Consider the following 19,010-nt stretch of genomic DNA (forward strand, 5'->3'; position numbering starts at 1 on the left):
TGGCGGGGTCCGGGGTGCCGGGCTTTTCTCCGCCCCGTCGCTCTTTGCTTTTGACCCGCCCGCCGATTGCGCTAGGCTGATGCGGTCGGGTCCTTCTTTCGACCGGCCCCGGTCCGCGTGATCGGCGAGAACCCATTAGCACAAAGGAATCAACGGTATGAGCAAGGATATCAAGGGCGGCAAGGGCTCGAGCGGCGGCCTCACCCCGGCCAGCGGCGGCAGCGTCGACAAGGGCTCGGTCACGCCGCTCGGCACCGGCAAGGGCGGCGACGCCCCGGTCAAGGGCGGCAAGAAGTAAGCCCTCTGGCGAGCCCCGCTCGCGCAACGAAAAATGGCCGGCCCTTCGGCCGGCCAAGTCGATCCTCCGACCTGAGGGAACAAGGTCAGAGCAGGAAACTCACCAGATATCGGGGCCCTTGTCGGCGAAACGCTCGACCAGGAAATCGATGAAGGCCCGCACCTTGGGCTGCGTGAAGCGCCCGGGCGGATAGACCGCATAGATGCCCAGCGTGGTCGGCGGCAGATCGGGGATCACATCCTCGACCAGGCCCTGCGCCATGGCGTCGTGGTACAGGAAGCTCGGCAGATAGGCGATGCCGAGGCCCTTCACGGCGGCATTGAGCAGCGATTGCCCGTCGTTGACCGTCAGCCAGCCGGTGCCGCGCACCTGACGAACCTCGCCCGAGGGGGCGGTGATCTTCCAGACGTTGGCGCTGGCCTGGTTGGAGTAATGCAACAGCCGGTGTTCGTTCAGATCGTCGATCCGGGCGGGGCGGCCATGGGCCTTGAAATAGCGCGGCGCGGCGATCAGGCGCTGCGTCGTCTCGGTGATCTTGCGGGCGCGCAGCGAGCTGTCCTCCATCTCGCCCACCCGGATCGACATGTCGAAGCCTTCGGAAATCAGCTCCACATAGCGGTTCTTCAGCACCATGTTGACGCTGATTTCCGGGAATTCGGTCAGGAATTCGTCCAGTACCGGCGACAGCAGGCTGACGCCGAAATCGGTGGCGACCGACATGCGCAGCACGCCCGAGGGGGCCGATTGCATGGCGGTTACGATGCTGTCGGCTTCACCCGCGTCGTTCAGCACCCGGCGGGCGCGGTCGTAATAGACGAGGCCGATCTCGGTCGGGCTGACCCGGCGCGTCGTGCGGTTCAGAAGGCGGGCGCCGAGGCGCGCTTCCAGCGACGAGACGTGCTTGGAGACGGCGGATTTCGAGATCCCCATCTTCCGCGCCGCATCGGTGAATCCCCCCTGGTCGACCACCGTGGCAAAGGCTTCCATTTCGGTCAGACGGTCCATGTTTCACCCGTAACCCAGACTGTTTCGATGTTTCCGTTACACACCTCAATTGCGGCGCGATCTGGGCGTACCCGGGGTATTGGTGGGACAATTGTCTGGAAATTCAGAACAATTTTCACGAGATTCTAGGATTGTCGCGCCCTGGCGCGGCGATTGTGTCCGTCAGGTCAAGAATTCAACCAGCGAAATCCACAGCGGCAGCGTGAGCGCCGACAGCAGCGTCGATTGCGCCACCACGGTGGCCGCCCGCATCCGGTCGGCGCCGAAAGCCGAGGCCAGAACATGCGCGGCCGAGGCGGTGGGAAGCGCCGCGAACATGGTCAGCACCTGGGTCAGCGCGGGGTCGGCTCCGAGGCCGAGGCAGGTGCCCAGCGTGACCGCCGGCAGCAGCAGCAGCTTCACCCCCACCAGCACCGCGCTGAAGGCATCCATCCGCCCCAGCGCCCGCCAGTCCATCGTCGCGCCGACCGACAGCAGCGCCACGGGAATCGCCGCCTGCGCCAGCAGAAGCAGCGGCGCCAGAATCAGCCCCGGCGGGGTCCAGCCGCTGATGCCGACCAGCACGCCCCCGACCGAGGCCAGCAGGAACGGGTTCAGCGCCACCCGCCGGACCGTGGCCCAAAGCCCCAGCCCTCCGCCCCGCGACAGGGCGCCGACGGCAAAGATATTGGCCAGCGGCACCGCCATCCCCGCGACCACCGCCATCATCCCGGCATCGGCCAGGCTCAGCGTAGCGACGGCGACGAAGCCCATGGCGGTGTTGAAGCGCCAGGCGGTCTGCCAGCTGCCGGCGAAATCCAGAAACCGCGGCGGGCCGAAGCGCCGCGCGGCATAGCCCGCGACCAGACCCAGCGTCAGGATCGCCCAGACCGAGGGGCCGATCACCGCCACCCGGCCCAGATCCATCGGCCGGCTGGCGGCGGCGGTGAACAGCAGCGCCGGAAACAGGATCTCGAAATTCAGCCGGTCGAGGCCGGTCCAGGCGTTCTCGGACAGCCGCTTGCGCAGCAGGCCGCCCAGTCCCACCAGCAGGAAGCTGGGGATCAGGCCGGCAAGAACGGCCGCGACGACCATCGCAATTCCTTACAGTTGCGCCGCCAGCCGCGCCCCCTGGTCGATGGCCCGCTTGGCGTCGAGTTCAGCGGCCAGATCCGCCCCGCCGATCACATGCACGGTTTTGCCCGCCGCTTCCAGACGGTCGGCGAGCCCGCGGTTCGATTCCTGCCCGGCGCAGAGGATGACGGTATCCACCGCCAGTTCCTGCGGGCCCGAGGGCGTGCCGAGGATCATGCCCTCGGGCGTGATCGCCTCGTAGCTGACGCCGCCCAGCATCTTCACGCCCCGCGCCTGCAGGCTGGCGCGGTGGATCCAGCCGGTGGTCTTGCCCAGACGCTTGCCGGGCTTCTCGGCCTTGCGCTGCAACAGCGTCACGGCGCGGGCCGGGGCAGGGGGCTCGGGCTCGAGCAGGCCGCCCGGCACCTCGGAGGGATCGCCGACGCCCCATTCCTTGCGCCATTCGGCGGTGTCGAGCGTGGGCGAGACGCCCTGATGCGTGACGTATTCGGCCACGTCAAAGCCGATGCCGCCAGCGCCCACCACGGCCACACGCTTGCCGACCGGCGCCTTGCCCCGCAGCACGTCGATGTAATTCAGGACATTGGCGCCGTCCTGCCCGGGGATGCCCGGATCGCGCGGCGTGACGCCGGTCGCCACGATCACCTGATCGAAGGGGGCAAGCGCCTCGGGCGTGGCCTCGGTGCCCAGGCGCAGGGTGATCCCCGAGCCCGCGACCATCGTCTCGAACCAGGCGACGAGGCCGTGGAATTCCTCCTTGCCCGGGATGACGCGCGCCATGTTCAGCTGCCCGCCCAGCCCGCTGTCCTTCTCGAAGAGCGTCACCTTGTGGCCGCGCTGATCGGCGACCAGCGCCGCCATCAGCCCGGCCGGACCCGCGCCCACCACGGCGATATTCTGCGGGGCCTCGGTCGGGGTGTAGGTGAGTTCGGTCTCGTGGCAGGCGCGCGGGTTGACCAGACAGGTCGAGATCTTGCCGCTGAAGGTATGGTCCAGGCAGGCCTGATTGCAGCCGATGCAGGGGGCAATGGTCGCGGCCTTGCCCGCCGCCGCCTTGGCGACGAAATCGGCATCGGCCAGGAAGGGCCGCGCCATCGAGATCATGTCGGCGCAACCGTCCTTCAGCACCTGCTCGGCCGTATCGGGGTTGTTGATCCGGTTCGAGGTGATGAGCGGGATGCCGACCTTGCCCATCAGCTTCTTCGTGACCCAGGCGAAGCCCGCGCGCGGAACGGAGGTGGCGATGGTCGGCACCCGGGCCTCGTGCCAGCCAATCCCGGTGTTGAGGATCGTGGCCCCGGCGGCCTCGATGGCCTGCGCCAGCCGCACGATCTCGTCGAAGCTCTGACCGTTCGGCACCAGATCCAACAGCGAGATGCGGTAGATGATGATGAAATCGGGGCCCACGGCCTCGCGCACCCGGCGCACCACCTCGACCGGCAGACGCATCCGGTTCTCATAGCTGCCGCCCCAGCGGTCATTCCGCTGGTTGACATGCAGGCTGAGGAATTGATTGAGGAAATAGCCCTCGGACCCCATCACCTCGACGCCGTCATAACCCGCCTCGCGGGCGCGCACGGCGGCGGTGACGAAATCGGCGATCTGCTTTTCGATGCCGTCTTCGTCCAGCTCCTTCGGCACGAAGGGGCTGATCGGCGATTTGACCGCCGAGGAGGAGACGCAATCCTTGCCATAGGCATAGCGCCCGGCGTGCAGGATCTGCATGGCGATCTTGCCGCCCTCGGCATGGACCGCATCGGTGACCAGCCGGTGATTGGCGATGTCCTGCGGCGTGTAGAGCCCGGCCGCGCCCGGGAACACCCCGCCCTCGGGGTTCGGCGCCATGCCGCCGGTGACGATCAGCCCCACGCCGCCGCGCGCCCGTTCGGCGTAATAGGCGGCCACCCGGGGCCAGTCGCCGCGCTCCTCCAGCCCCGAATGCATGGAGCCCATGAGCACCCGGTTCTTCAAGGTGGTGAAGCCCAGATCGAGCGGGGCGAGCATCAGGGGATAGGGGCTGGACATCGGCATCTCCTCCGGTCTGGCGACGTGCGGCCACCCTAGCCGCGGCTGAGGCTTTGTCATCCGAAACCTTGCGTCAGGCGATTTCGCCCTCGTGCCTCGGGCGACCGGAGGCGGGCAGCCGCCGCCCCCAGAGGATGCAAAGGGCGGGGGGCTGCCGCCCCCAGAGAATGCAAAGGGCGGGGGGCTGCCGCCCCCCGCACCCCCTGCTTCAAGGGGGGCACGCCCCCCTTGAAAATCCCCGTGGATATTTGAGGCGCAAAGATGGGTCTTGGAGAGTCGTTAGCCTTCATCTTTGCGCGTCAAATATCCCGGGGGGTCCGGGGGGCTGGCCCCCCGGCCTCGCCACCCGCGCGACGGGACGGGTTGCGCGGGTTTTCGGGCTGGGGGATAAGGCAGGATGGCCAAGATCTCTGCCCAGTTCGTCTGCGCCGAATGCGGCGCTGCCCATCGCAAATGGAGCGGGCGGTGCGATGCCTGTGGCGCCTGGAATTCGATCCATGAGGAGGCGCCGGTCGCCTCGGGGCCCAAGGGGCCGCTGGCCAAGGGCCGCGCCATCACCCTGAGCGCGCTCGACACCGAGGAACCGCCGCCGCCGCGCTCGCTCTCGGGGATCGCCGAATTCGACCGGGTGCTGGGGGGCGGGCTGGTTCCGGCCTCGGCCATTCTGGTGGGCGGGGACCCCGGCATCGGCAAATCCACGCTCCTCTTGCAAAGCGTCGCGGCCTTCGCCCGCAGGGGCTTGAAGACGCTCTATATTTCCGGCGAGGAGGCCGCAGCGCAGGTGCGCATGCGGGCGCAACGGCTGGGTCTGGGCGACGCGCCCGTCCGGCTGGGCGCCGAGACCAATCTGCGCGACATCCTGACCACGCTCGACGCTGAGCGCCCGGATCTGGTGGTGATCGATTCGATCCAGACCATGTGGCTGGACAGCGTCGACTCGGCGCCCGGTTCCGTCACCCAGCTGCGCGCCGCCTCGCATGAGCTGGTCACGCTGGCCAAGCGGCGCGGCATCAGTGTCATCCTGGTCGGCCATGTCACCAAGGACGGCCAGATCGCCGGGCCCCGGGTGATCGAGCATATGGTCGATTGCGTCCTTTATTTCGAGGGCGAGCGCGGCCACCAGTTCCGCATCCTGCGCGCGGTCAAGAACCGCTTTGGCCCGGCCGACGAGATCGGCGTGTTCGAGATGACCGGGGCGGGGCTGGCCGAGGTGCCGAACCCCTCGGCGCTGTTTCTGTCCGAGCGCGGCCAGCCCGCCGCGGGCTCGGTGGTCTTCGCGGGGATCGAGGGCACGCGGCCGATGCTGACCGAGATCCAGGCCCTGGTCGCGCCCTCGCCGCTGTCCAATCCGCGCCGCACGGTGGTCGGGCTCGATGGCGGGCGGCTTTCCACCATCCTGGCCGTGTTGGAGGCGCGCTGCGGCATTCCCTTTGCCGGGCTCGATGTCTTCCTGAACGTGGCGGGCGGCATGCGGGTCAGCGAGCCCGCCGCCGATCTGGCCGTCGCCGCCGCCCTTCTCAGCGCGCGCGAGGATGTGGCGCTGCCCGCCGATTGCGTCGTCTTCGGTGAAATCTCGCTATCCGGTGCGCTCCGTCCGGTGGCGCAGAGCGAAAACAGGTTGAAAGAGGCGGCGAAACTTGGTTTCACCACGGCCATGCTGCCCAAGGGCGGCAAGCCGGGCCCCGGCGCGGGCGTCAGCTTGCGCGAGATGGCGGACCTGACCGGGTTCGTGGGCGAGGTTTTTGGCGCGGGCTGATGCGCCGACGGAAGACGGGTCGAGGCCCGAGGGAGCGGTAGGAATGGATACTTTCACCCTGGTCGATGCGGCCGTTGCGCTGGTCATCGTCGTCTCGGCGATCCTGGCCTATTCGCGGGGTCTGGTGCGCGAGTTGCTGGCCATCGCCGGCTGGGTCGTCGCCGCCATCGCCGCCTTCGTGCTGGCGCCGACGGTCGAGCCGCTGGTGCGCGAGATCCCCTATGTCGGCGACATCCTGGGCGATTCCTGCGAATTGACCATCATCGCCGCCTTTGCCGCGGTCTTTGCCGTGATGCTGGTGGTGATGGCGCTGTTCACGCCGCTGTTCTCCAGCCTGATCCGCAACTCGGCGCTGGGCGGGATCGATCAGGGGCTCGGGTTCTTCTTCGGCGTCTTGCGGGGCATCCTGCTGATCGCCGTAGCGCTGATCGTCTTCCAGCGCGCGGTGCCTGCGGGCACGGTGCCGATGATCGACAATTCCCGCTCCATCGCGCTTTTCTCGCGGGTCGAGGCCTCGATCACCGAGAACCTGCCCGAGGATGCGCCGAACTGGATCGTCGCCCGTTACGAGGAACTGACCTCGAGCTGCACCGCCAATTGAGGTGGAAGGCGCGGCCGCCGATTTCCGGGCTGAACTGAGCGAACGGCTTTTCGTGCTCTATCTGGGCGGGCGCTGGATGGCGCCCCTTTCGGGTCGGCTGATCGGCGTGCCGGGCCTGCCGATGGCCCGGCTCGCCTGCGCCGAGGCGGGGGATGTGGCGCGGGCCCGGGCGGGGTTGCGCCCCGCCGGGGCCGAGGTCGGGGCGCTCCGCGCCGCCTATGCCGCAAGCGCGCCGCTGCTCCGGGCCTTGCGGGCCTATGAGGTGATGGACGATCCCGTCTCCGAGCCCGAGGATTGGGCGCTGCCCTTCGCCGGTCCCGCGGTCCTGGTCACCGCCACCTCGGTGCCGCTGTCGCGGGTCGCGGGGCTGCTGATCGCCGGGGCCGGTCAAGGGATGCTGTGGAAGCCCGCGCCGGGCGCCGCGGCCTCGGCCCATGCGCTGATCCGGGCGCTGGGGCCGGTAGCGGGCGCCGGGCTGGCGATGCTGCAGGGCGATCACGCCACGGGGGCGGCGCTGGCCGGGCAGGGGCCCCTGATCTGGGCCTCGGACGCGCCACCGCCTGCCGGTCTGCCGGTCAGTCTGCGTGTCCCGGCCACAGGTCCACACCGCCGATGATCTTCGGATCCGGGGCGCTGATGGCCTCGGGATCCTTGCGGTCATAGTCGAAATCCCTGAGCACCCGCTGCACCGCGGCCAGCCGCGCGCGGTATTTGTCGTCGCCGCGGATCACCGTCCAGGGCGCATAGGGGAAATCCGAGCGGGCAAAGGTCTCGCCGATCGCCTCGGTGTAGGCGTCCCATTTCGACAGGCCCTTCACGTCGATGGACGAGAGTTTCCATTGCTTGAGGACATGCTTCTCGCGTTCCAGCATGCGGCGCAGCTGTTCGGCCTGGCCGACGTTGAACCACAGCTTGATCAGCCGGATCCCGTCATCGACCAGCGCCTGTTCGAACCCCGGAAGCTGGCCGAAGAAATGCGCGCGCTCGGCCTCCGAGCAGAAGCCGAAGACCTTCTCGACCACGCCGCGGTTGTACCACGACCGGTCCAGCAGCGCGATCTCGCCCGCCGCGGGCATCTGGGCGATGTAGCGCTGGAAATACCATTGCGTGCGCTCGCGGTCGGTGGGTTTGGGCAGCGCCACGACAGGGGCGCCGCGCGGGTTGAGGTTCTCGCTCACCCGCTTGATGGCGCCCGACTTGCCCGCCGTGTCGCGGCCCTCGAAGATGACGACGACGCGCTGGCCGGTGGCCTCGACCCAGCGCTGGAACTTCACCAGCTCGACCTGGAGGGGCTTCATCCGCTCCTCGTATTCCGCCGATTTCATCCAGCGTTCATAGGGGAAGCCCTCGGTCAGGATGTCCTTCTTGCCGCCCTCGGCGACGGCCTTGCGCACCGCCTCGGGCGCCTCGGATTCGTAATAGCGCGAGATGGCGCCGTCGAAGGGAAGATCCATGGCTTTCTCCGGGGTTTTCCTCAGGCTAGGGCGGGGGAAACGGGCGGACAAGCGGATTTGTGGAATTTCATGTCAGACATTCAAAAGCCTGACATTATGAGTTCGGAAGTGCATCGGTCCCCGGACGGGTGGCGGGGCGATCTTGGCCTGAAGACCCTCCATGAAGGACGAAGGGCGCCTCACCTGGCTCAGGAGCGATTTTTCTCAGGGTTTCGCCCTAATAGCCTGAGATTCATAAATGTATGACATAAATATTGCGTGGCCGGGCGGGCGCCGCGACCCCAAGCCGGCAGCGATGTCGCGCCGCAGCAGGGATTGCGGGGCTTCGCCCTCCCTTGCGCGAATGTCCGACGGTGCCGCGCCGCAGCAAGCCCCAGGAGGCCCGCGCGTCCCGCGTCCGGAAACCGCCGGAATCCGGCGCTCGCTGCGATAAATCAGACATTTGCACAGGCCCTGCGCCGACCCTTGCCAAATCCGGCCCCTTGGGGTCAGGGTCGGGCGCATGGCGACCCCGATTTCCTCGATTCCCAACCTCGGTCCCGCCTCGGAAGAGGCGATGATCCGCGCCGGTATTCCGGATGCAGAGACGCTGCGCAGCCTCGGCGCCGATGCCGCCTATCAGCGCCTGCTGGACTCGGGCGAGCGGCCGCATTTCATCGGCTATTACGTCCTGCACATGGCCTTGCAGGGCCGCCCCTGGAACGATTGCAAGGGCGCCGAGAAGGACGCGCTGCGCTTGCGGTTCGATGCGCTGAAAGCCGCGCATGGCGCCAAGGGGGGGATTGAAGGGATCGAGGCGATCCTCGATGAGATCGGCGTGATCGACCCGGCGGGCCCCAGACGGCGAGCCGCCAAACCGGCAAGGAACGGATGATGCGTCTGACTGCGGCCCTGACAGCCCTGACCCTGTTTCTGTCCGCCTGCGGCGGCGGCCATGATCCGGTGCCCGACGTGCCCTCGCGCCTCTATCCCGGCGAGACCCCGCAGATGCGGGTCCATATCCGCCGCGCCGCCGACGAGCTGGAGATCCCCGAGGCGCTGCTGCACCGGGTGATCCAGCGCGAATCCGATTACCGGGCCGATGCCCGCAACGGGCCCTATTGGGGGCTGATGCAGATCCTGCCGCAGACCGCGCGCACCATGGGCTTCCGGGGCGAGCCTCAGGAATTGCTGAACCCGGAAGTGAACCTGCGCTACGCCGGACGCTATCTGCGCGGCGCCTGGATCCTGTCCGAGGGCGACATGGACCGCGCCGTCATGTTCTATGCGCGGGGCTATTACTACGACGCCCGCGACCGCTGCCTGCTGGTCGAAACCGGGCTGGCGCAACGCGAGACCAATCGGCGCTGCCGATAACGAAAAGGGCGGGGAAATCCCCGCCCTTCGTCAATCGCGTCCCGGCAACAGGTCAGCCGACCAGTTCCAGCCCCGAGAAGAAATAAGCGATTTCCTGAGCCGCGGTTTCCGGCGCGTCCGAACCGTGGACCGAGTTCTCGCCGACCGAGAGGGCGAATTCCTTGCGGATGGTGCCCTCGGCCGCGTTGGCCGGGTTGGTGGCGCCCATCACGTCGCGGTTCTTGGCAATGGCGCCTTCGCCTTCCAGAACCTGCACCACGACCGGAGCCGAGGCCATGAATTCGCACAATTCGCCATAGAAGGGGCGGTCCTTGTGCACTTCGTAGAATTTGCCGGCCTGGGCCAGCGACAGGTGGATGCGCTTCTGCGCGACGATGCGCAGGCCCGCGTCCTCGAACTTGGCGTTGATCTTGCCGGTCAGGTTGCGGTTGGTCGCGTCGGGCTTGATGATCGACAGCGTGCGTTCGATGGCCATTTTGGTCTCTCTGGATGCGCGGCGGGCCCCGTGCCCGGCCGCCGGTGGACGGATGAAATCAGGCCCGGGCCTTATCACGGGCATCGGGGATTGAAAAGCCGCGGATTGATCCGGCGGGCGCCGTCAGAGCGCCGCCCGGTCAAGCCTGACCGCCACCAGCCCCGCCGCCAGTGAGACCAGCACCGCCCCCAGCAGGATGCCCAGCAGCACCACCGGTGAGGCGCTGACCGCCAGCGCCGCCAGCGTCAGCCAGCTGAGCAAGGCCCCCAGCGCGACGGCCAGCGCTCCGCCGAGGCTGGCGGCGGTCCCGGCCAGATCGGGCCGCACCGACAGCGCGCCGGTATTGGCATTGGCCACGGTCAAGCCATTGCCGATGCCCACGAAAATCGTGGCCCCGAACATCAGGTAAGGCGAGGCCGCGCCCATCAGGAACAGGATCAGCGCCAGGCTCAGCGCCACCGAGGGGATGACCCGCCCCGCGACGATCAGCCGGTGGATCCCCAGCCGCGGCGCCATCCGCGCGGTCACCGCCGAGCCCAGCATGTAGCCCCCGGTGATCGAGCCGATCCCGGCGCCGATCCAGGCGGGCGACAGATCCCACAGCGCATGGGCGACGAAGGGCACGCCCGAGACGAAGACGAAAAACGCCCCCAGCGAGAACGCCTGGCAAAGGGCAAAGGCCCAATAGCGCGGCGCGGCCAGCAAGGCGCCGTAATCGGCGAGCCGCAGCTTGCGGCCGCCCGCCTGTTTCGTCTCGCCCAGGTCCAGGAAGGCGATGAGCAGCCCCGCGCCCCCCAGCGCCGCGTAAAGGCCAAAGACCGCCCGCCAGCCGATATAGGTGTCGAGGATGCCGCCGATGGTCGGCCCCAGCATCGGCGCCAAGGCCATCGACGCGCTCACCGCGCCCATGCGGCCCGCGGCCTCGCTGGGCGGATAGAGGTCGCGGATGATCGCCGCCGACATGACGGTGCCGGCAACGATGGCCGCCTGCGCCAGCCGGAAGGCGATGAAAACCCCGGCCGATTGCGCCAGCGCCGCGCCCAGCGAGGCCCCGGCATAGAGCAGCAAGGCCGCCAGCGCGACCGGGCGTCGGCCTATGCGGTCGCTGACCGGGCCGATGACCAGCTGCAACACCGCCGAAAAGATCATGTAGCCCGAGACGGCCAGCGCCAGCCCGGCCTCGTCGGTGCCCAGCGCCACGGTCATCGCCGGCAGCGAGGGCAGGAACATGTTGAGCGTGAGGACCGGCAGCGCGGTCAGCAGGACCAGCGTGCCGAGATGGGGAGGGGTGCGATGCATGGCGTTCTCGGTCAGACGCGCCACCAAAGGCGAGCACGCGGGGAATTGCAAGCACCCTGATATTGCCCGGCGCCTGTTGCGCGCCCGCTGGTGCCCGGCCGAGGCTTCTGCTAAGCGGCGGCATCATGTTGAGCATCACCGATCTTTCTTATTCCGTCGACGGCCGTCCGCTGATCCAGGGGGCTTCGGCCCGTATTCCGAGTGGCCACAAGGTGGGCCTCGTCGGGCGCAACGGCTCGGGCAAGACCACGCTCTTCCGGTTGATCCGCGGCGAGCTGGTGACCGAGGGCGGGTCGATCAGCCTGCCCAGCCGCGCCCGCATCGGCGGCGTCGCGCAGGAGGTGCCCTCGTCCTCGACCTCGCTTCTGGATACGGTGCTGGCCGCCGATACCGAACGCGCCGGGCTGATGGCCGAGGCCGAGACCGCGACCGATCCCCACCGCATCGCCGAAATCCAGGCGCGGCTCGCGGATATCGACGCCTGGTCGGCCGAGGGGCGGGCCTCGACCATCCTCAAGGGTCTGGGCTTCACGGCCGAGGAAATGCTGATGCCGTGTTCCGATTTCTCGGGCGGGTGGCGGATGCGGGTGGCGCTGGCGGGGGTGCTGTTCTCGCAGCCGGACCTGCTGCTCTTGGACGAACCGACCAACTATCTGGACCTCGAAGGCGCGCTCTGGCTCGAGGCCTATCTGGCGAAATATCCGCATACGGTCATCGTGATCTCGCACGACCGGGGGCTTCTGAACCGGGCGGTCGGCGCGATCCTGCATCTCGAGGACAAGAAGCTCACGCTTTACACCGGCGGCTACGACACCTTTGCCAAGACCCGGGCCGAACAGCGCGCGGTCCTGACGGCCGAGGCCAAGAAGCAGGACGCCCGGCGCGCGCACTTGCAGGCCTTCGTCGACCGGTTCAAGGCCAAGGCCTCGAAGGCGCGGCAGGCGCAGTCCCGCGTCAAGCAGCTGGAGAAGATGACGCCGATCACCGCGCCCGCCGAGGCCGCGAAACACGTCTTCACCTTCCCGCCGCCCGAGGAACTCTCGCCGCCGATTATCGCCATGGAGGGCGTCTCGGTCGGCTATGGCGATCTGACGGTTCTGCGCAAACTCTCGCTGAGGATCGACCAGGACGACCGGATCGCGCTGCTGGGGCGCAACGGCGAGGGGAAATCCACGCTTTCCAAGCTCTTGGCGGGCAAACTTGAAGCGCGGGGCGGGCAGATGACCGTCTCGACCAAGCTGCGCGTCGGCTATTTCGCCCAGCATCAGGTCGACGAGCTGCATCTGGACGAGACCCCGGTGCAGCACGTCCGCCGCCTGCGCCCGACCGAAGGCGAGCCGCGGCTGCGCGCCCGGCTGGCAGGCTTCGGGCTGATGGCAGATCAGGCGGAGACGGTGGTGGGGCGGCTGTCCGGGGGCCAGAAGGCGCGTTTGTCGCTGCTGCTGGCGACCATCGACGCGCCGCATCTCTTGATCCTCGACGAACCGACCAACCACCTCGACATCGAAAGCCGTGAGGCGCTGGTCGAGGCGCTGACCGCCTATTCCGGCGCCGTGGTGCTGGTCAGCCACGACATGCACCTGCTGTCGCTGGTCGCCGACCGGCTGTGGCTGGTCAAGGACGGCGGCGTCGCGCCCTATGAGGACGATCTTGACAGCTACCGCGCGCTGCTTCTGGGCGGCGACGAGGGCGAGAAGAAGCCCAAGGCCGAGAAAGCCGCCAGGCCCAAGGCCACGCGCGAGCAGGTTCTGGCGCTGAAGGCCGAGCTGCGCAAATGCGAGCAGCGGGTCGAGAAGCTGGAAGACATGCGCGAGAAGCTGGCCAAGAAACTGGCCGATCCCGAGCTTTACGAGGACGGCCGCAAGGGCGACCTCGATGTCTGGAACCGCAAATATGCCGAGGTCATGGACGGCCTCGACCGGGCCGAGGCCTTGTGGATGAAAGCCGTGGAAGCCGTTGAGAACGCTGAAAAGTGAATGACTGACATTTAATGTCAGTCATTCGTTTCGGGCGTCCCTTTCCCGGTGCTGGCAGGGCGGCGGATCCAGATAGGGCGGCGGCGCGGCGAGGATCGCCAGCGCCGCCTCGCTCAGCCCCGCCTCCATTCTAAGGCAGACATCGGTCAGGAAGTCCTGCACCGCGCGGGTCGTCGCCTCGCCCGGTTGGCCGTCCATCGGCCCGGGCGCGTAGCCCCGCAAGGTCAGCGCCACCTGCAGCGCCTGCATGTCGTCCCCGGCCAGCGCCGCGGCCCGGGCCTCGTCATCGGCCAGCGCGGGCGGGATCCAACCAAGCGCCGTGACCCCGCTCAGCGCGCCTCCCTCGAACTCATAGGCGGTCAGGGCCACCGCCACCACAGCGCAGGCCCGGCAGCCGTCCGTCACCACGTCGCTCGCGATGAAACGCTGCCGCGCCCCGACCGCGCGATGCCCCACGACCGCCAGCCTGAGCGACGGAAACGCCTGCGGATGTGCGGCGAGGATCGCCTGCGATTGGGCGTCCCCGGCCGTCTGCGGCTGCAGCGCCAGGGGCTGCACCACGCCGGCCGTGCCGTTGACGAAAAGCGTCTGCTCGTTGGTATTGGCGAGGAAAGGGAACAGCACGTCGGCCAGATCGACCGCGCCCGTCTCGGTGAAACCGATCATGAGGCCCGGGCTGCCGATCACCGGATCGGCCTCCAGCCGCCGGGCAAAGGCGATGCCGCCCGCGGGCACCCCGGCCTCGGCCAGACAGGACCAGAGGCCGGGCTCCGGCCCGGTCCCCCGGCAGCGGCCGATCGCCCCGTCAACGGCGATGTCCCCGGGGCCGACGATGTCCTGCGCCAGCGCCGGACCGGCCAGCGACAGGGCGACAAACAGGGGCAGGGCGCGCAGCATCCGGGACCTTCCGAGGCAGAGGCCCGCAGCCTAGGCAGCCCGGTCAGCAAGGGTCAACTCACAGGAGCGTTGACTTTGCCCCCGAAGGCGGGAAGCCTGAGCCGATGCCGGATATCGCTTTCCTCGCCACTGCTTTCGTCACGCTCTTCGTGATTATTGACCCCGTGGGGTTGGCGCCGCTGTTCATCCCGCTGACCGCCGGGATGGATGCCCGCCAGCGCCGCGCCGTGGCGATCCGGGCCTGCGTCATCGCCGCCGGGCTGCTGGCGGTCTTCGCGCTGGCGGGCGAGAAGATCCTGACCACCATCGGCATTACCATGCCCGCCTTCCAGATCTCGGGCGGGGTGCTCTTGTTCCTGACCGCGCTCGACATGTTGTTCGACCGCCGCCAGCAACGGCGCGAGGGGCATGCGACCACCGTGCCCGACCCGTCGGTCTTTCCGCTCGCCATGCCGCTGATCGCCGGGCCGGGGGCCATGACCTCGATGATTCTGCTGATGAATCAGGTCGAGGGCTGGACCGGCACCGTGGCCGTCCTTGGCGTCATGCTGGTCGTCATCGCCTCGTGCTTCGTCTTCTTCCTGCTGGCGCCGCCCATTGAACGTCTGCTGGGGCGGACGGGCGAGATGGTGGTGACACGGCTGCTGGGGATGTTGCTGGCCGCGCTCTCGGTGCAATTCGTGCTGAACGGGGCGCGGGCGGCCGGGGTGATCTGAGCCGCGACCTGACGGGCCTGTGACGGCGCGTCCTCTTCCAGCGCGGCCCCCGGCGCCCTACATCTGGGAACAGACCCCAGCGGAGGCCCGATGCCCGCCCTCGAGCAATTGACCGACGAGCAGATCCAGCGCCTCGTGTATCTCACGGTGCTGCTGGTGGTGTTGGGCAGTTACGCGCTGGTGGCGATGCGGGGTCGGGTCTTTACCTTCCTGAGGCATGCGATCCTCTGGGCACTGATCTTCGTCGGCGCCGCGGCCGCCTATGGTCTGTGGCAATCGCTCTCGTTCTCGAGTGTCGCGGTGCAGACCGGGGATGGCGAGGGGCTGGTGCTGCAACGTTCGTTCGACGGCCAGTATCACCTGACGCTGGACATCACCGGCCCGAATGGCGCGGTGACGCCGGTGCGGTTCATCGTCGATACCGGCGCCAGCGAGATGGTGCTGACCCAGCAGGACGCGGCGAAGCTGGGCTTCGATCCGGGCGATCTGCGCTTTCTGGGCGTGGCCCGCACCGCCAATGGCGTGACCCGCACGGCGCAGGTCACGCTCGACCGTGTGTCGCTCGAGGGCCATGTCTCGACCCGGGTGCGGGCCTTGGTCAATGAGGGCGAGCTGCATGGCTCGCTGCTGGGCATGGGCTATCTGGAGCGGTTCTCGCGCATCGAGATCATGCGCGACCGGCTCAGGATCACCTTCTGAGGCTCAGTTGACCCGGGCGCTGCCCTGGTGCGTGCAATGCGCGGCGCGGGCCATCCGGGTGCCCTCGTCCAGCGACAGGATCGCCTCGAGCCCGTCGTTGCAATCCACCAGTTCGCCCAGCATCAAGGGGTCGAGCGAGGCATAGAACGCCTCGACCGCGCGGGTCAGATGCGCGGACATGCGGCAGACGCCCTTCAGCGGACAGGTATTGTCGGCCGAGAAACATTCGATGAAGGGCAGATCGGATTCGAAGGTGCGGAACACGTCGCCGACGCTGATCTGTTCGGCCGGGCGGGCCAGGGTGAAGCCACCGTGGCGGCCGCGCATCGTGGTGATGAAGCCCGACTGCCCCAGCTGGTTGACCACCTGCGCCAGGTGGTTTTCCGAGGCGTTGATCGCCACCGCGACATCGCTCTTGCGCACGATCCGGTCGGGATTGACCGCGCAGACCATCAGCGTGCGCAGGGCGAGGTTGGTGCGGGTGGTCAGACGCATCGGGATCTCCGGGATACCAGGAACAGGGATAGATGCGAAACAGGGTCAGGTTTTTTTCCCGCGCCCGCCTTGATTGAGATCAAATCCCCGACCTCGCGTCCGGGGAATATTTCCCTTGTCGTGACGGCCGGTCCCGGGCCCCTGACCACAAGGAAGGTGGACGCCATGCCAGAGCCCCTGACCCTGAAGGCCTCGCGCCGCGCCTTTTTGGGGCTGGCGGCGGGCGGCGCGGCGCTGGCGGCCTCGGGGCAGGGGGCGCGGGCGGAACGGACGCGGACCTCGGCGCGGATCGTGATCCTGGGGGCGGGCGCGGGCGGCACGGCGATGGCCAACCGGCTGGCGGCCCGGCTGGAGGGGGCGACGATCACCCTGCTCGATGCCCGCCGGCAGCATTGGTATCAGCCCGGTTTCACCCTGATCGCGGCGGGGCTGAAACCGGCGAGCTACGCCATCAGCCGGACGGCCGAGTGGCTGCCCGAGGGCGTCGAGTGGATCCCCGAACACGCGGCCGGGCTCGATCCGGTGGCGCAGCGCGTCACCACCACGGGCGGCCGGGTGCTGGCCTATGATTATCTGATCGTGGCGAGCGGGCTCACGCTCGATTGGGAGGGTATCGAGGGGTTTTCGCTGGACCTCGTGGGCCATGACGGGGTCAGCGCGCATTACGCGGGCCCCGAATACGCGGAACTGAGCTGGCGCGAGCTGGACCGTTTCACCGACCGGGGCGGGGTGGGGCTTTTCGGCCGCCCGGCGACCGAGATCAAATGCGCCGGCGCGCCGCTGAAAATGGCCTTCCTGGCCGAGGATATCGCCCGCCGGAAGGGCAACCGCGAGCGGGTGCAATTGACCTATCACGCCCAGAACCAGACCTTGTTCGGCCTGCCGATCGTCCACCACCGCCTCCGACAACTCTTTGACGAGCGGGGGATCGAGGCGCGCTATGACCATGTGCTGAAGGCGCTCGACGCGCAGCGCCGGGTCGCGACCTATGCCACGCCCGCGGGCGACGTCACCACGGGCTATGATTTCATCAACGTCATTCCGCCCCAGCGCGCGCCCGGGGTGATCCGTGAGGCGGGGCTCGGCTGGACCGACCGCTGGCTCGATCAGGGCTGGATCGAGGTCGACCCCGCCACCCTGCGCCACCGGCGTTATCCCGCCATCTTCGGCCTCGGCGATATCGCCGGGGTGCCGAAGGGCAAGACCGCCGCCAGCGTCAAATGGCATCTGCCGGTGGTCGAGGATCACCTCGTCTCGGAACTGGCCGGGCGCGAGGGGACGGAGACCTTCAACGGCTATACCGCCTGCCCAATGATAACCCGGATCGGCCGGGCCATGCTGATCGAGTTCGACTATACCGACAATCTGACGCCGTCGTTCCCCGGGATCATCGCCCCGCTGGAAGAGCTCTGGATCTCGTGGCTGATGAAGGAAATCGCCTTGAAACCCACCTATAACGCCATGCTGCGCGGCCGGGCCTGAGGGGGCGCGATGAAAGACCTGAGTTTCGCCACCCTGATCGCCGTCTGGGAAGAGATGTTCGGCCGGGGCGTCTTCTGGGCGCTGGTCGCCATCGCCGCGTTGATTACCGGGCTTTACCTGCATGTCCTGTTCCGCGACCGGGCGCTGAGCCTGCGGAAATTCCTCTGGGCGCAGCTGTCGATGCCGGTGGGCGCCGCGGGGGCGGTGTGGTTCGTGCTGGCCATCACCGCCTCGCGGCTGTCCGACATGGGCGGGCCGATCGACTGGCTGGTGCTGGCCGGCATCGCTTTGGTCGGTGCGGTCGGATTCGCCATCCTCGTCTATGTCGTGCAATCGCTGGTCCGCGGCCCGCAGGACGAGTGAGCCGGGTTTTCATTCGCCTGTGAAGCGTCTAGGGTGCCGCTGCCTTGCTGCGGATCCCCCATGCGCCCCTCCCTGCCGATTGCCGTCGCCCTGATGCTGACCTGCGCGATGCTGGTCGCGGCGACCACCCTCATCGCCAAGACCCTGGGCAACGGCACGATGGGCGAGCCGGTCCCGGCGCTGATGCTCAGCCAGGCGCGGTTCCTCTTCGGCTTCCTCGCCGTCGCGGGCTTCCTGCTGGCCCGCCGCGCCACCGGCCGCAAGGCCTGGAGCGAACCCGCGGGCGGGGCGTCCCGGCCGAACTGGGGCCTGCACGCGCTGCGCACCAGTCTCGGCTGGCTGGCCACGCTGCTCATGTTCAGCGCCGCCCGCTATCTGCCGCTCTCCGACGTCAACGCGCTGAGCTTCCTGTCGCCGGTCGCCACCATGCTCTTCGCCGGGGTGATTCTGGGCGAGAAGGTCGGCCCCTGGCGCTGGCTGGCGGCGCTGGTCGCGCTGGCGGGGGCGCTGGTGCTGCTCAGGCCCGGGGCGGGGGTGATCCAGCCCGCGGCGCTGCTGGCGCTGGGCGCGGCGGCCGCCATGGGAGTCGAGGCTATCGCCATCAAGCGGCTGGCCACCACCGAACCGCCGGGCCGCACCATGGCGATCAACAACGGCATGGGCACGGTGATCGCCTGTCTCGCCGCGATCCCGGTCTTCGTCTGGCCGCAGGGTCCGGGCGTCTGGGCGCTGCTGGTGGCGCTGGGCACGATCATGGTCTCGGCGCAGATCCTCTATCTGACCGCCAACCAGCGGGCCGAGGCCAGTTTCGTCGCCCCCTTCTGGTACGCGACGCTCCTCTGGGCCGCATTCTATGACATCGTTTTCTTCGACCTCTGGCCCGACAGGATCAGCATCCTCGGCGCGCTGATCGTCGTGACCGGGGGGCTGATCATGACCTGGCGCGAGATCCGCGCCGGGCGGCGGCGCCCGGTCGGGCCGATGGGACGCTGAAAGCCCGTGTTGAACGCTTGCGCGCCCGACCCTTGCGCGAGCGGGG

At 68.4% G+C, this 19,010-nt stretch carries 20 protein-coding genes; 12 read left to right on the forward strand and 8 right to left on the reverse strand.

Annotation, left to right across the window (positions count from 1 at the left end):
- Nucleotides 1-157 precede the first annotated feature (157 nt).
- Nucleotides 158-298, forward strand: a complete 141-nt coding sequence (locus tag DDE23_RS24995; RefSeq protein WP_157957965.1) for a hypothetical protein — start codon at nt 158-160, stop codon at nt 296-298.
- A 99-nt stretch (nt 299-397) separates the two neighbouring features.
- Here DDE23_RS24995 and DDE23_RS03955 read toward each other — a convergent pair whose 3' ends face one another.
- From DDE23_RS03955 to DDE23_RS03965, 3 genes are all read right to left on the reverse strand, one after another.
- Nucleotides 398-1,303 carry a LysR family transcriptional regulator gene (locus tag DDE23_RS03955; protein ID WP_107750065.1) on the reverse strand — a complete coding sequence of 302 codons (906 nt, stop codon included), beginning with the start codon at nt 1,301-1,303 and terminating at the stop codon, nt 398-400.
- 162 nt (nt 1,304-1,465) lie between these two features.
- Nucleotides 1,466-2,377 carry an AEC family transporter gene (locus DDE23_RS03960; RefSeq protein ID WP_107750066.1) on the reverse strand — a complete coding sequence of 304 codons (912 nt, stop codon included), beginning with the start codon at nt 2,375-2,377 and terminating at the stop codon, nt 1,466-1,468.
- A 9-nt stretch (nt 2,378-2,386) separates the two neighbouring features.
- Nucleotides 2,387-4,402, reverse strand: a complete 2,016-nt coding sequence (locus tag DDE23_RS03965; protein WP_107750067.1) for an oxidoreductase — start codon at nt 4,400-4,402, stop codon at nt 2,387-2,389.
- A gap of 397 nt (nt 4,403-4,799) precedes the next feature.
- Here DDE23_RS03965 and radA point away from each other — a divergent pair, with 397 nt between their 5' ends.
- From radA to DDE23_RS03980, 3 genes are read left to right on the forward strand one after another with little or no spacing between them, the layout of a single operon-like run.
- Complete coding sequence (gene radA / locus DDE23_RS03970) at nt 4,800-6,158, forward strand: DNA repair protein RadA (RefSeq protein WP_107750068.1); 1,359 nt, start codon at nt 4,800-4,802, stop codon at nt 6,156-6,158.
- Between the two features lie 43 nt (nt 6,159-6,201).
- A complete protein-coding gene (locus tag DDE23_RS03975) occupies nt 6,202-6,759 on the forward strand; it encodes a CvpA family protein (protein WP_107750069.1) in 558 nt (185 codons plus the stop codon).
- Nucleotide 6,760: 1 nt separating this feature from the next.
- Nucleotides 6,761-7,375 (forward strand): hypothetical protein, encoded by a 615-nt coding sequence (locus tag DDE23_RS03980; RefSeq protein ID WP_107750070.1) that lies wholly within the window; start codon nt 6,761-6,763, stop codon nt 7,373-7,375.
- Here DDE23_RS03980 and ppk2 read toward each other — a convergent pair.
- Nucleotides 7,335-8,213 (reverse strand): polyphosphate kinase 2, encoded by an 879-nt coding sequence (gene ppk2 / locus DDE23_RS03985; protein WP_107750071.1) that lies wholly within the window; start codon nt 8,211-8,213, stop codon nt 7,335-7,337. The two genes, DDE23_RS03980 and ppk2, sit on opposite strands and share 41 nt — an antisense overlap.
- Before the next feature lie 502 nt (nt 8,214-8,715).
- On the opposite strand from ppk2, the gene DDE23_RS03990 reads away from it, so the two are divergent.
- The gene (locus tag DDE23_RS03990; protein WP_107750072.1) at nt 8,716-9,087 is read left to right on the forward strand and encodes a TfoX/Sxy family protein; all 372 of its coding nucleotides are present in this window, start codon (nt 8,716-8,718) and stop codon (nt 9,085-9,087) included.
- Nucleotides 9,087-9,569: a lytic transglycosylase domain-containing protein gene (locus tag DDE23_RS03995; RefSeq protein ID WP_107750073.1), complete on the forward strand. Its 483-nt coding sequence runs from the start codon at nt 9,087-9,089 to the stop codon at nt 9,567-9,569. The genes DDE23_RS03990 and DDE23_RS03995 overlap by 1 nt, the downstream gene beginning before the upstream one ends.
- A 52-nt stretch (nt 9,570-9,621) precedes the next feature.
- On the opposite strand, the gene ndk is transcribed toward DDE23_RS03995, so the two are convergent.
- On the reverse strand, nt 9,622-10,044 hold the full coding sequence (gene ndk / locus DDE23_RS04000; protein ID WP_107750074.1) for a nucleoside-diphosphate kinase: 423 nt from the start codon (nt 10,042-10,044) through the stop codon (nt 9,622-9,624).
- 123 nt (nt 10,045-10,167) lie between these two features.
- Nucleotides 10,168-11,343 carry an MFS transporter gene (locus DDE23_RS04005; RefSeq protein ID WP_107750238.1) on the reverse strand — a complete coding sequence of 392 codons (1,176 nt, stop codon included), beginning with the start codon at nt 11,341-11,343 and terminating at the stop codon, nt 10,168-10,170.
- A gap of 125 nt (nt 11,344-11,468) precedes the next feature.
- Here DDE23_RS04005 and DDE23_RS04010 point away from each other — a divergent pair, with 125 nt between their 5' ends.
- Nucleotides 11,469-13,319, forward strand: coding sequence for an ABC-F family ATP-binding cassette domain-containing protein (locus tag DDE23_RS04010; protein WP_107750075.1), 1,851 nt, complete (start codon nt 11,469-11,471; stop codon nt 13,317-13,319).
- Between the two features lie 21 nt (nt 13,320-13,340).
- Here DDE23_RS04010 and DDE23_RS04015 read toward each other — a convergent pair whose 3' ends face one another.
- The gene (locus DDE23_RS04015; RefSeq protein ID WP_107750076.1) at nt 13,341-14,216 is read right to left on the reverse strand and encodes a peptidoglycan-binding domain-containing protein; all 876 of its coding nucleotides are present in this window, start codon (nt 14,214-14,216) and stop codon (nt 13,341-13,343) included.
- A gap of 104 nt (nt 14,217-14,320) precedes the next feature.
- Between DDE23_RS04015 and DDE23_RS04020 the strand changes: the two genes are divergently transcribed.
- Nucleotides 14,321-14,932: a MarC family protein gene (locus DDE23_RS04020; protein WP_107750077.1), complete on the forward strand. Its 612-nt coding sequence runs from the start codon at nt 14,321-14,323 to the stop codon at nt 14,930-14,932.
- Nucleotides 14,933-15,022: 90 nt separating this feature from the next.
- Complete coding sequence (locus tag DDE23_RS04025) at nt 15,023-15,631, forward strand: retropepsin-like aspartic protease family protein (protein WP_107750078.1); 609 nt, start codon at nt 15,023-15,025, stop codon at nt 15,629-15,631.
- A gap of 3 nt (nt 15,632-15,634) precedes the next feature.
- On the opposite strand, the gene DDE23_RS04030 is transcribed toward DDE23_RS04025, so the two are convergent.
- A complete protein-coding gene (locus DDE23_RS04030; protein WP_107750079.1) occupies nt 15,635-16,126 on the reverse strand; it encodes an RrF2 family transcriptional regulator in 492 nt (163 codons plus the stop codon).
- Nucleotides 16,127-16,291: 165 nt separating this feature from the next.
- On the opposite strand from DDE23_RS04030, the gene DDE23_RS04035 reads away from it, so the two are divergent.
- The 3 genes from DDE23_RS04035 to DDE23_RS04045 are packed head-to-tail and all read left to right on the forward strand — an operon-like array spanning nt 16,292 to nt 18,964.
- Complete coding sequence (locus DDE23_RS04035; RefSeq protein ID WP_107750080.1) at nt 16,292-17,608, forward strand: NAD(P)/FAD-dependent oxidoreductase; 1,317 nt, start codon at nt 16,292-16,294, stop codon at nt 17,606-17,608.
- A 9-nt stretch (nt 17,609-17,617) separates the two neighbouring features.
- A complete protein-coding gene (locus DDE23_RS04040; protein WP_107750081.1) occupies nt 17,618-17,971 on the forward strand; it encodes a DUF5368 domain-containing protein in 354 nt (117 codons plus the stop codon).
- A 60-nt stretch (nt 17,972-18,031) separates the two neighbouring features.
- Nucleotides 18,032-18,964 (forward strand): DMT family transporter, encoded by a 933-nt coding sequence (locus DDE23_RS04045; RefSeq protein WP_107750082.1) that lies wholly within the window; start codon nt 18,032-18,034, stop codon nt 18,962-18,964.
- The last annotated feature ends 46 nt before the right edge of the window (nt 18,965-19,010 follow it).

Source organism: Pararhodobacter aggregans, from assembly GCF_003075525.1.
GTDB lineage: Bacteria > Pseudomonadota > Alphaproteobacteria > Rhodobacterales > Rhodobacteraceae > Pararhodobacter > Pararhodobacter aggregans.

Excerpts from the sequence above, each read along its gene's own strand:
- DDE23_RS03995 (WP_107750073.1), top strand. The coding sequence starts at position 9,087 with ATGCGTCTGACTGCGGCCCTGACAGCCCTGACCCTGTTTCTGTCCGCC.
- DDE23_RS04030 (WP_107750079.1), bottom strand. The coding sequence starts at position 16,126 with ATGCGTCTGACCACCCGCACCAACCTCGCCCTGCGCACGCTGATGGTC.
- radA (WP_107750068.1), top strand. The coding sequence starts at position 4,800 with ATGGCCAAGATCTCTGCCCAGTTCGTCTGCGCCGAATGCGGCGCTGCC.
- DDE23_RS04015 (WP_107750076.1), bottom strand. The coding sequence starts at position 14,216 with ATGCTGCGCGCCCTGCCCCTGTTTGTCGCCCTGTCGCTGGCCGGTCCG.
- DDE23_RS03955 (WP_107750065.1), bottom strand. The coding sequence starts at position 1,303 with ATGGACCGTCTGACCGAAATGGAAGCCTTTGCCACGGTGGTCGACCAG.
- ppk2 (WP_107750071.1), bottom strand. The coding sequence starts at position 8,213 with ATGGATCTTCCCTTCGACGGCGCCATCTCGCGCTATTACGAATCCGAG.
- DDE23_RS24995 (WP_157957965.1), top strand. The coding sequence starts at position 158 with ATGAGCAAGGATATCAAGGGCGGCAAGGGCTCGAGCGGCGGCCTCACC.
- DDE23_RS03975 (WP_107750069.1), top strand. The coding sequence starts at position 6,202 with ATGGATACTTTCACCCTGGTCGATGCGGCCGTTGCGCTGGTCATCGTC.
- ndk (WP_107750074.1), bottom strand. The coding sequence starts at position 10,044 with ATGGCCATCGAACGCACGCTGTCGATCATCAAGCCCGACGCGACCAAC.
- DDE23_RS04040 (WP_107750081.1), top strand. The coding sequence starts at position 17,618 with ATGAAAGACCTGAGTTTCGCCACCCTGATCGCCGTCTGGGAAGAGATG.
- DDE23_RS04010 (WP_107750075.1), top strand. The coding sequence starts at position 11,469 with ATGTTGAGCATCACCGATCTTTCTTATTCCGTCGACGGCCGTCCGCTG.
- DDE23_RS03965 (WP_107750067.1), bottom strand. The coding sequence starts at position 4,402 with ATGTCCAGCCCCTATCCCCTGATGCTCGCCCCGCTCGATCTGGGCTTC.
- DDE23_RS04020 (WP_107750077.1), top strand. The coding sequence starts at position 14,321 with ATGCCGGATATCGCTTTCCTCGCCACTGCTTTCGTCACGCTCTTCGTG.
- DDE23_RS04045 (WP_107750082.1), top strand. The coding sequence starts at position 18,032 with ATGCGCCCCTCCCTGCCGATTGCCGTCGCCCTGATGCTGACCTGCGCG.
- DDE23_RS04005 (WP_107750238.1), bottom strand. The coding sequence starts at position 11,343 with ATGCATCGCACCCCTCCCCATCTCGGCACGCTGGTCCTGCTGACCGCG.
- DDE23_RS04025 (WP_107750078.1), top strand. The coding sequence starts at position 15,023 with ATGCCCGCCCTCGAGCAATTGACCGACGAGCAGATCCAGCGCCTCGTG.
- DDE23_RS04035 (WP_107750080.1), top strand. The coding sequence starts at position 16,292 with ATGCCAGAGCCCCTGACCCTGAAGGCCTCGCGCCGCGCCTTTTTGGGG.
- DDE23_RS03960 (WP_107750066.1), bottom strand. The coding sequence starts at position 2,377 with ATGGTCGTCGCGGCCGTTCTTGCCGGCCTGATCCCCAGCTTCCTGCTG.
- DDE23_RS03990 (WP_107750072.1), top strand. The coding sequence starts at position 8,716 with ATGGCGACCCCGATTTCCTCGATTCCCAACCTCGGTCCCGCCTCGGAA.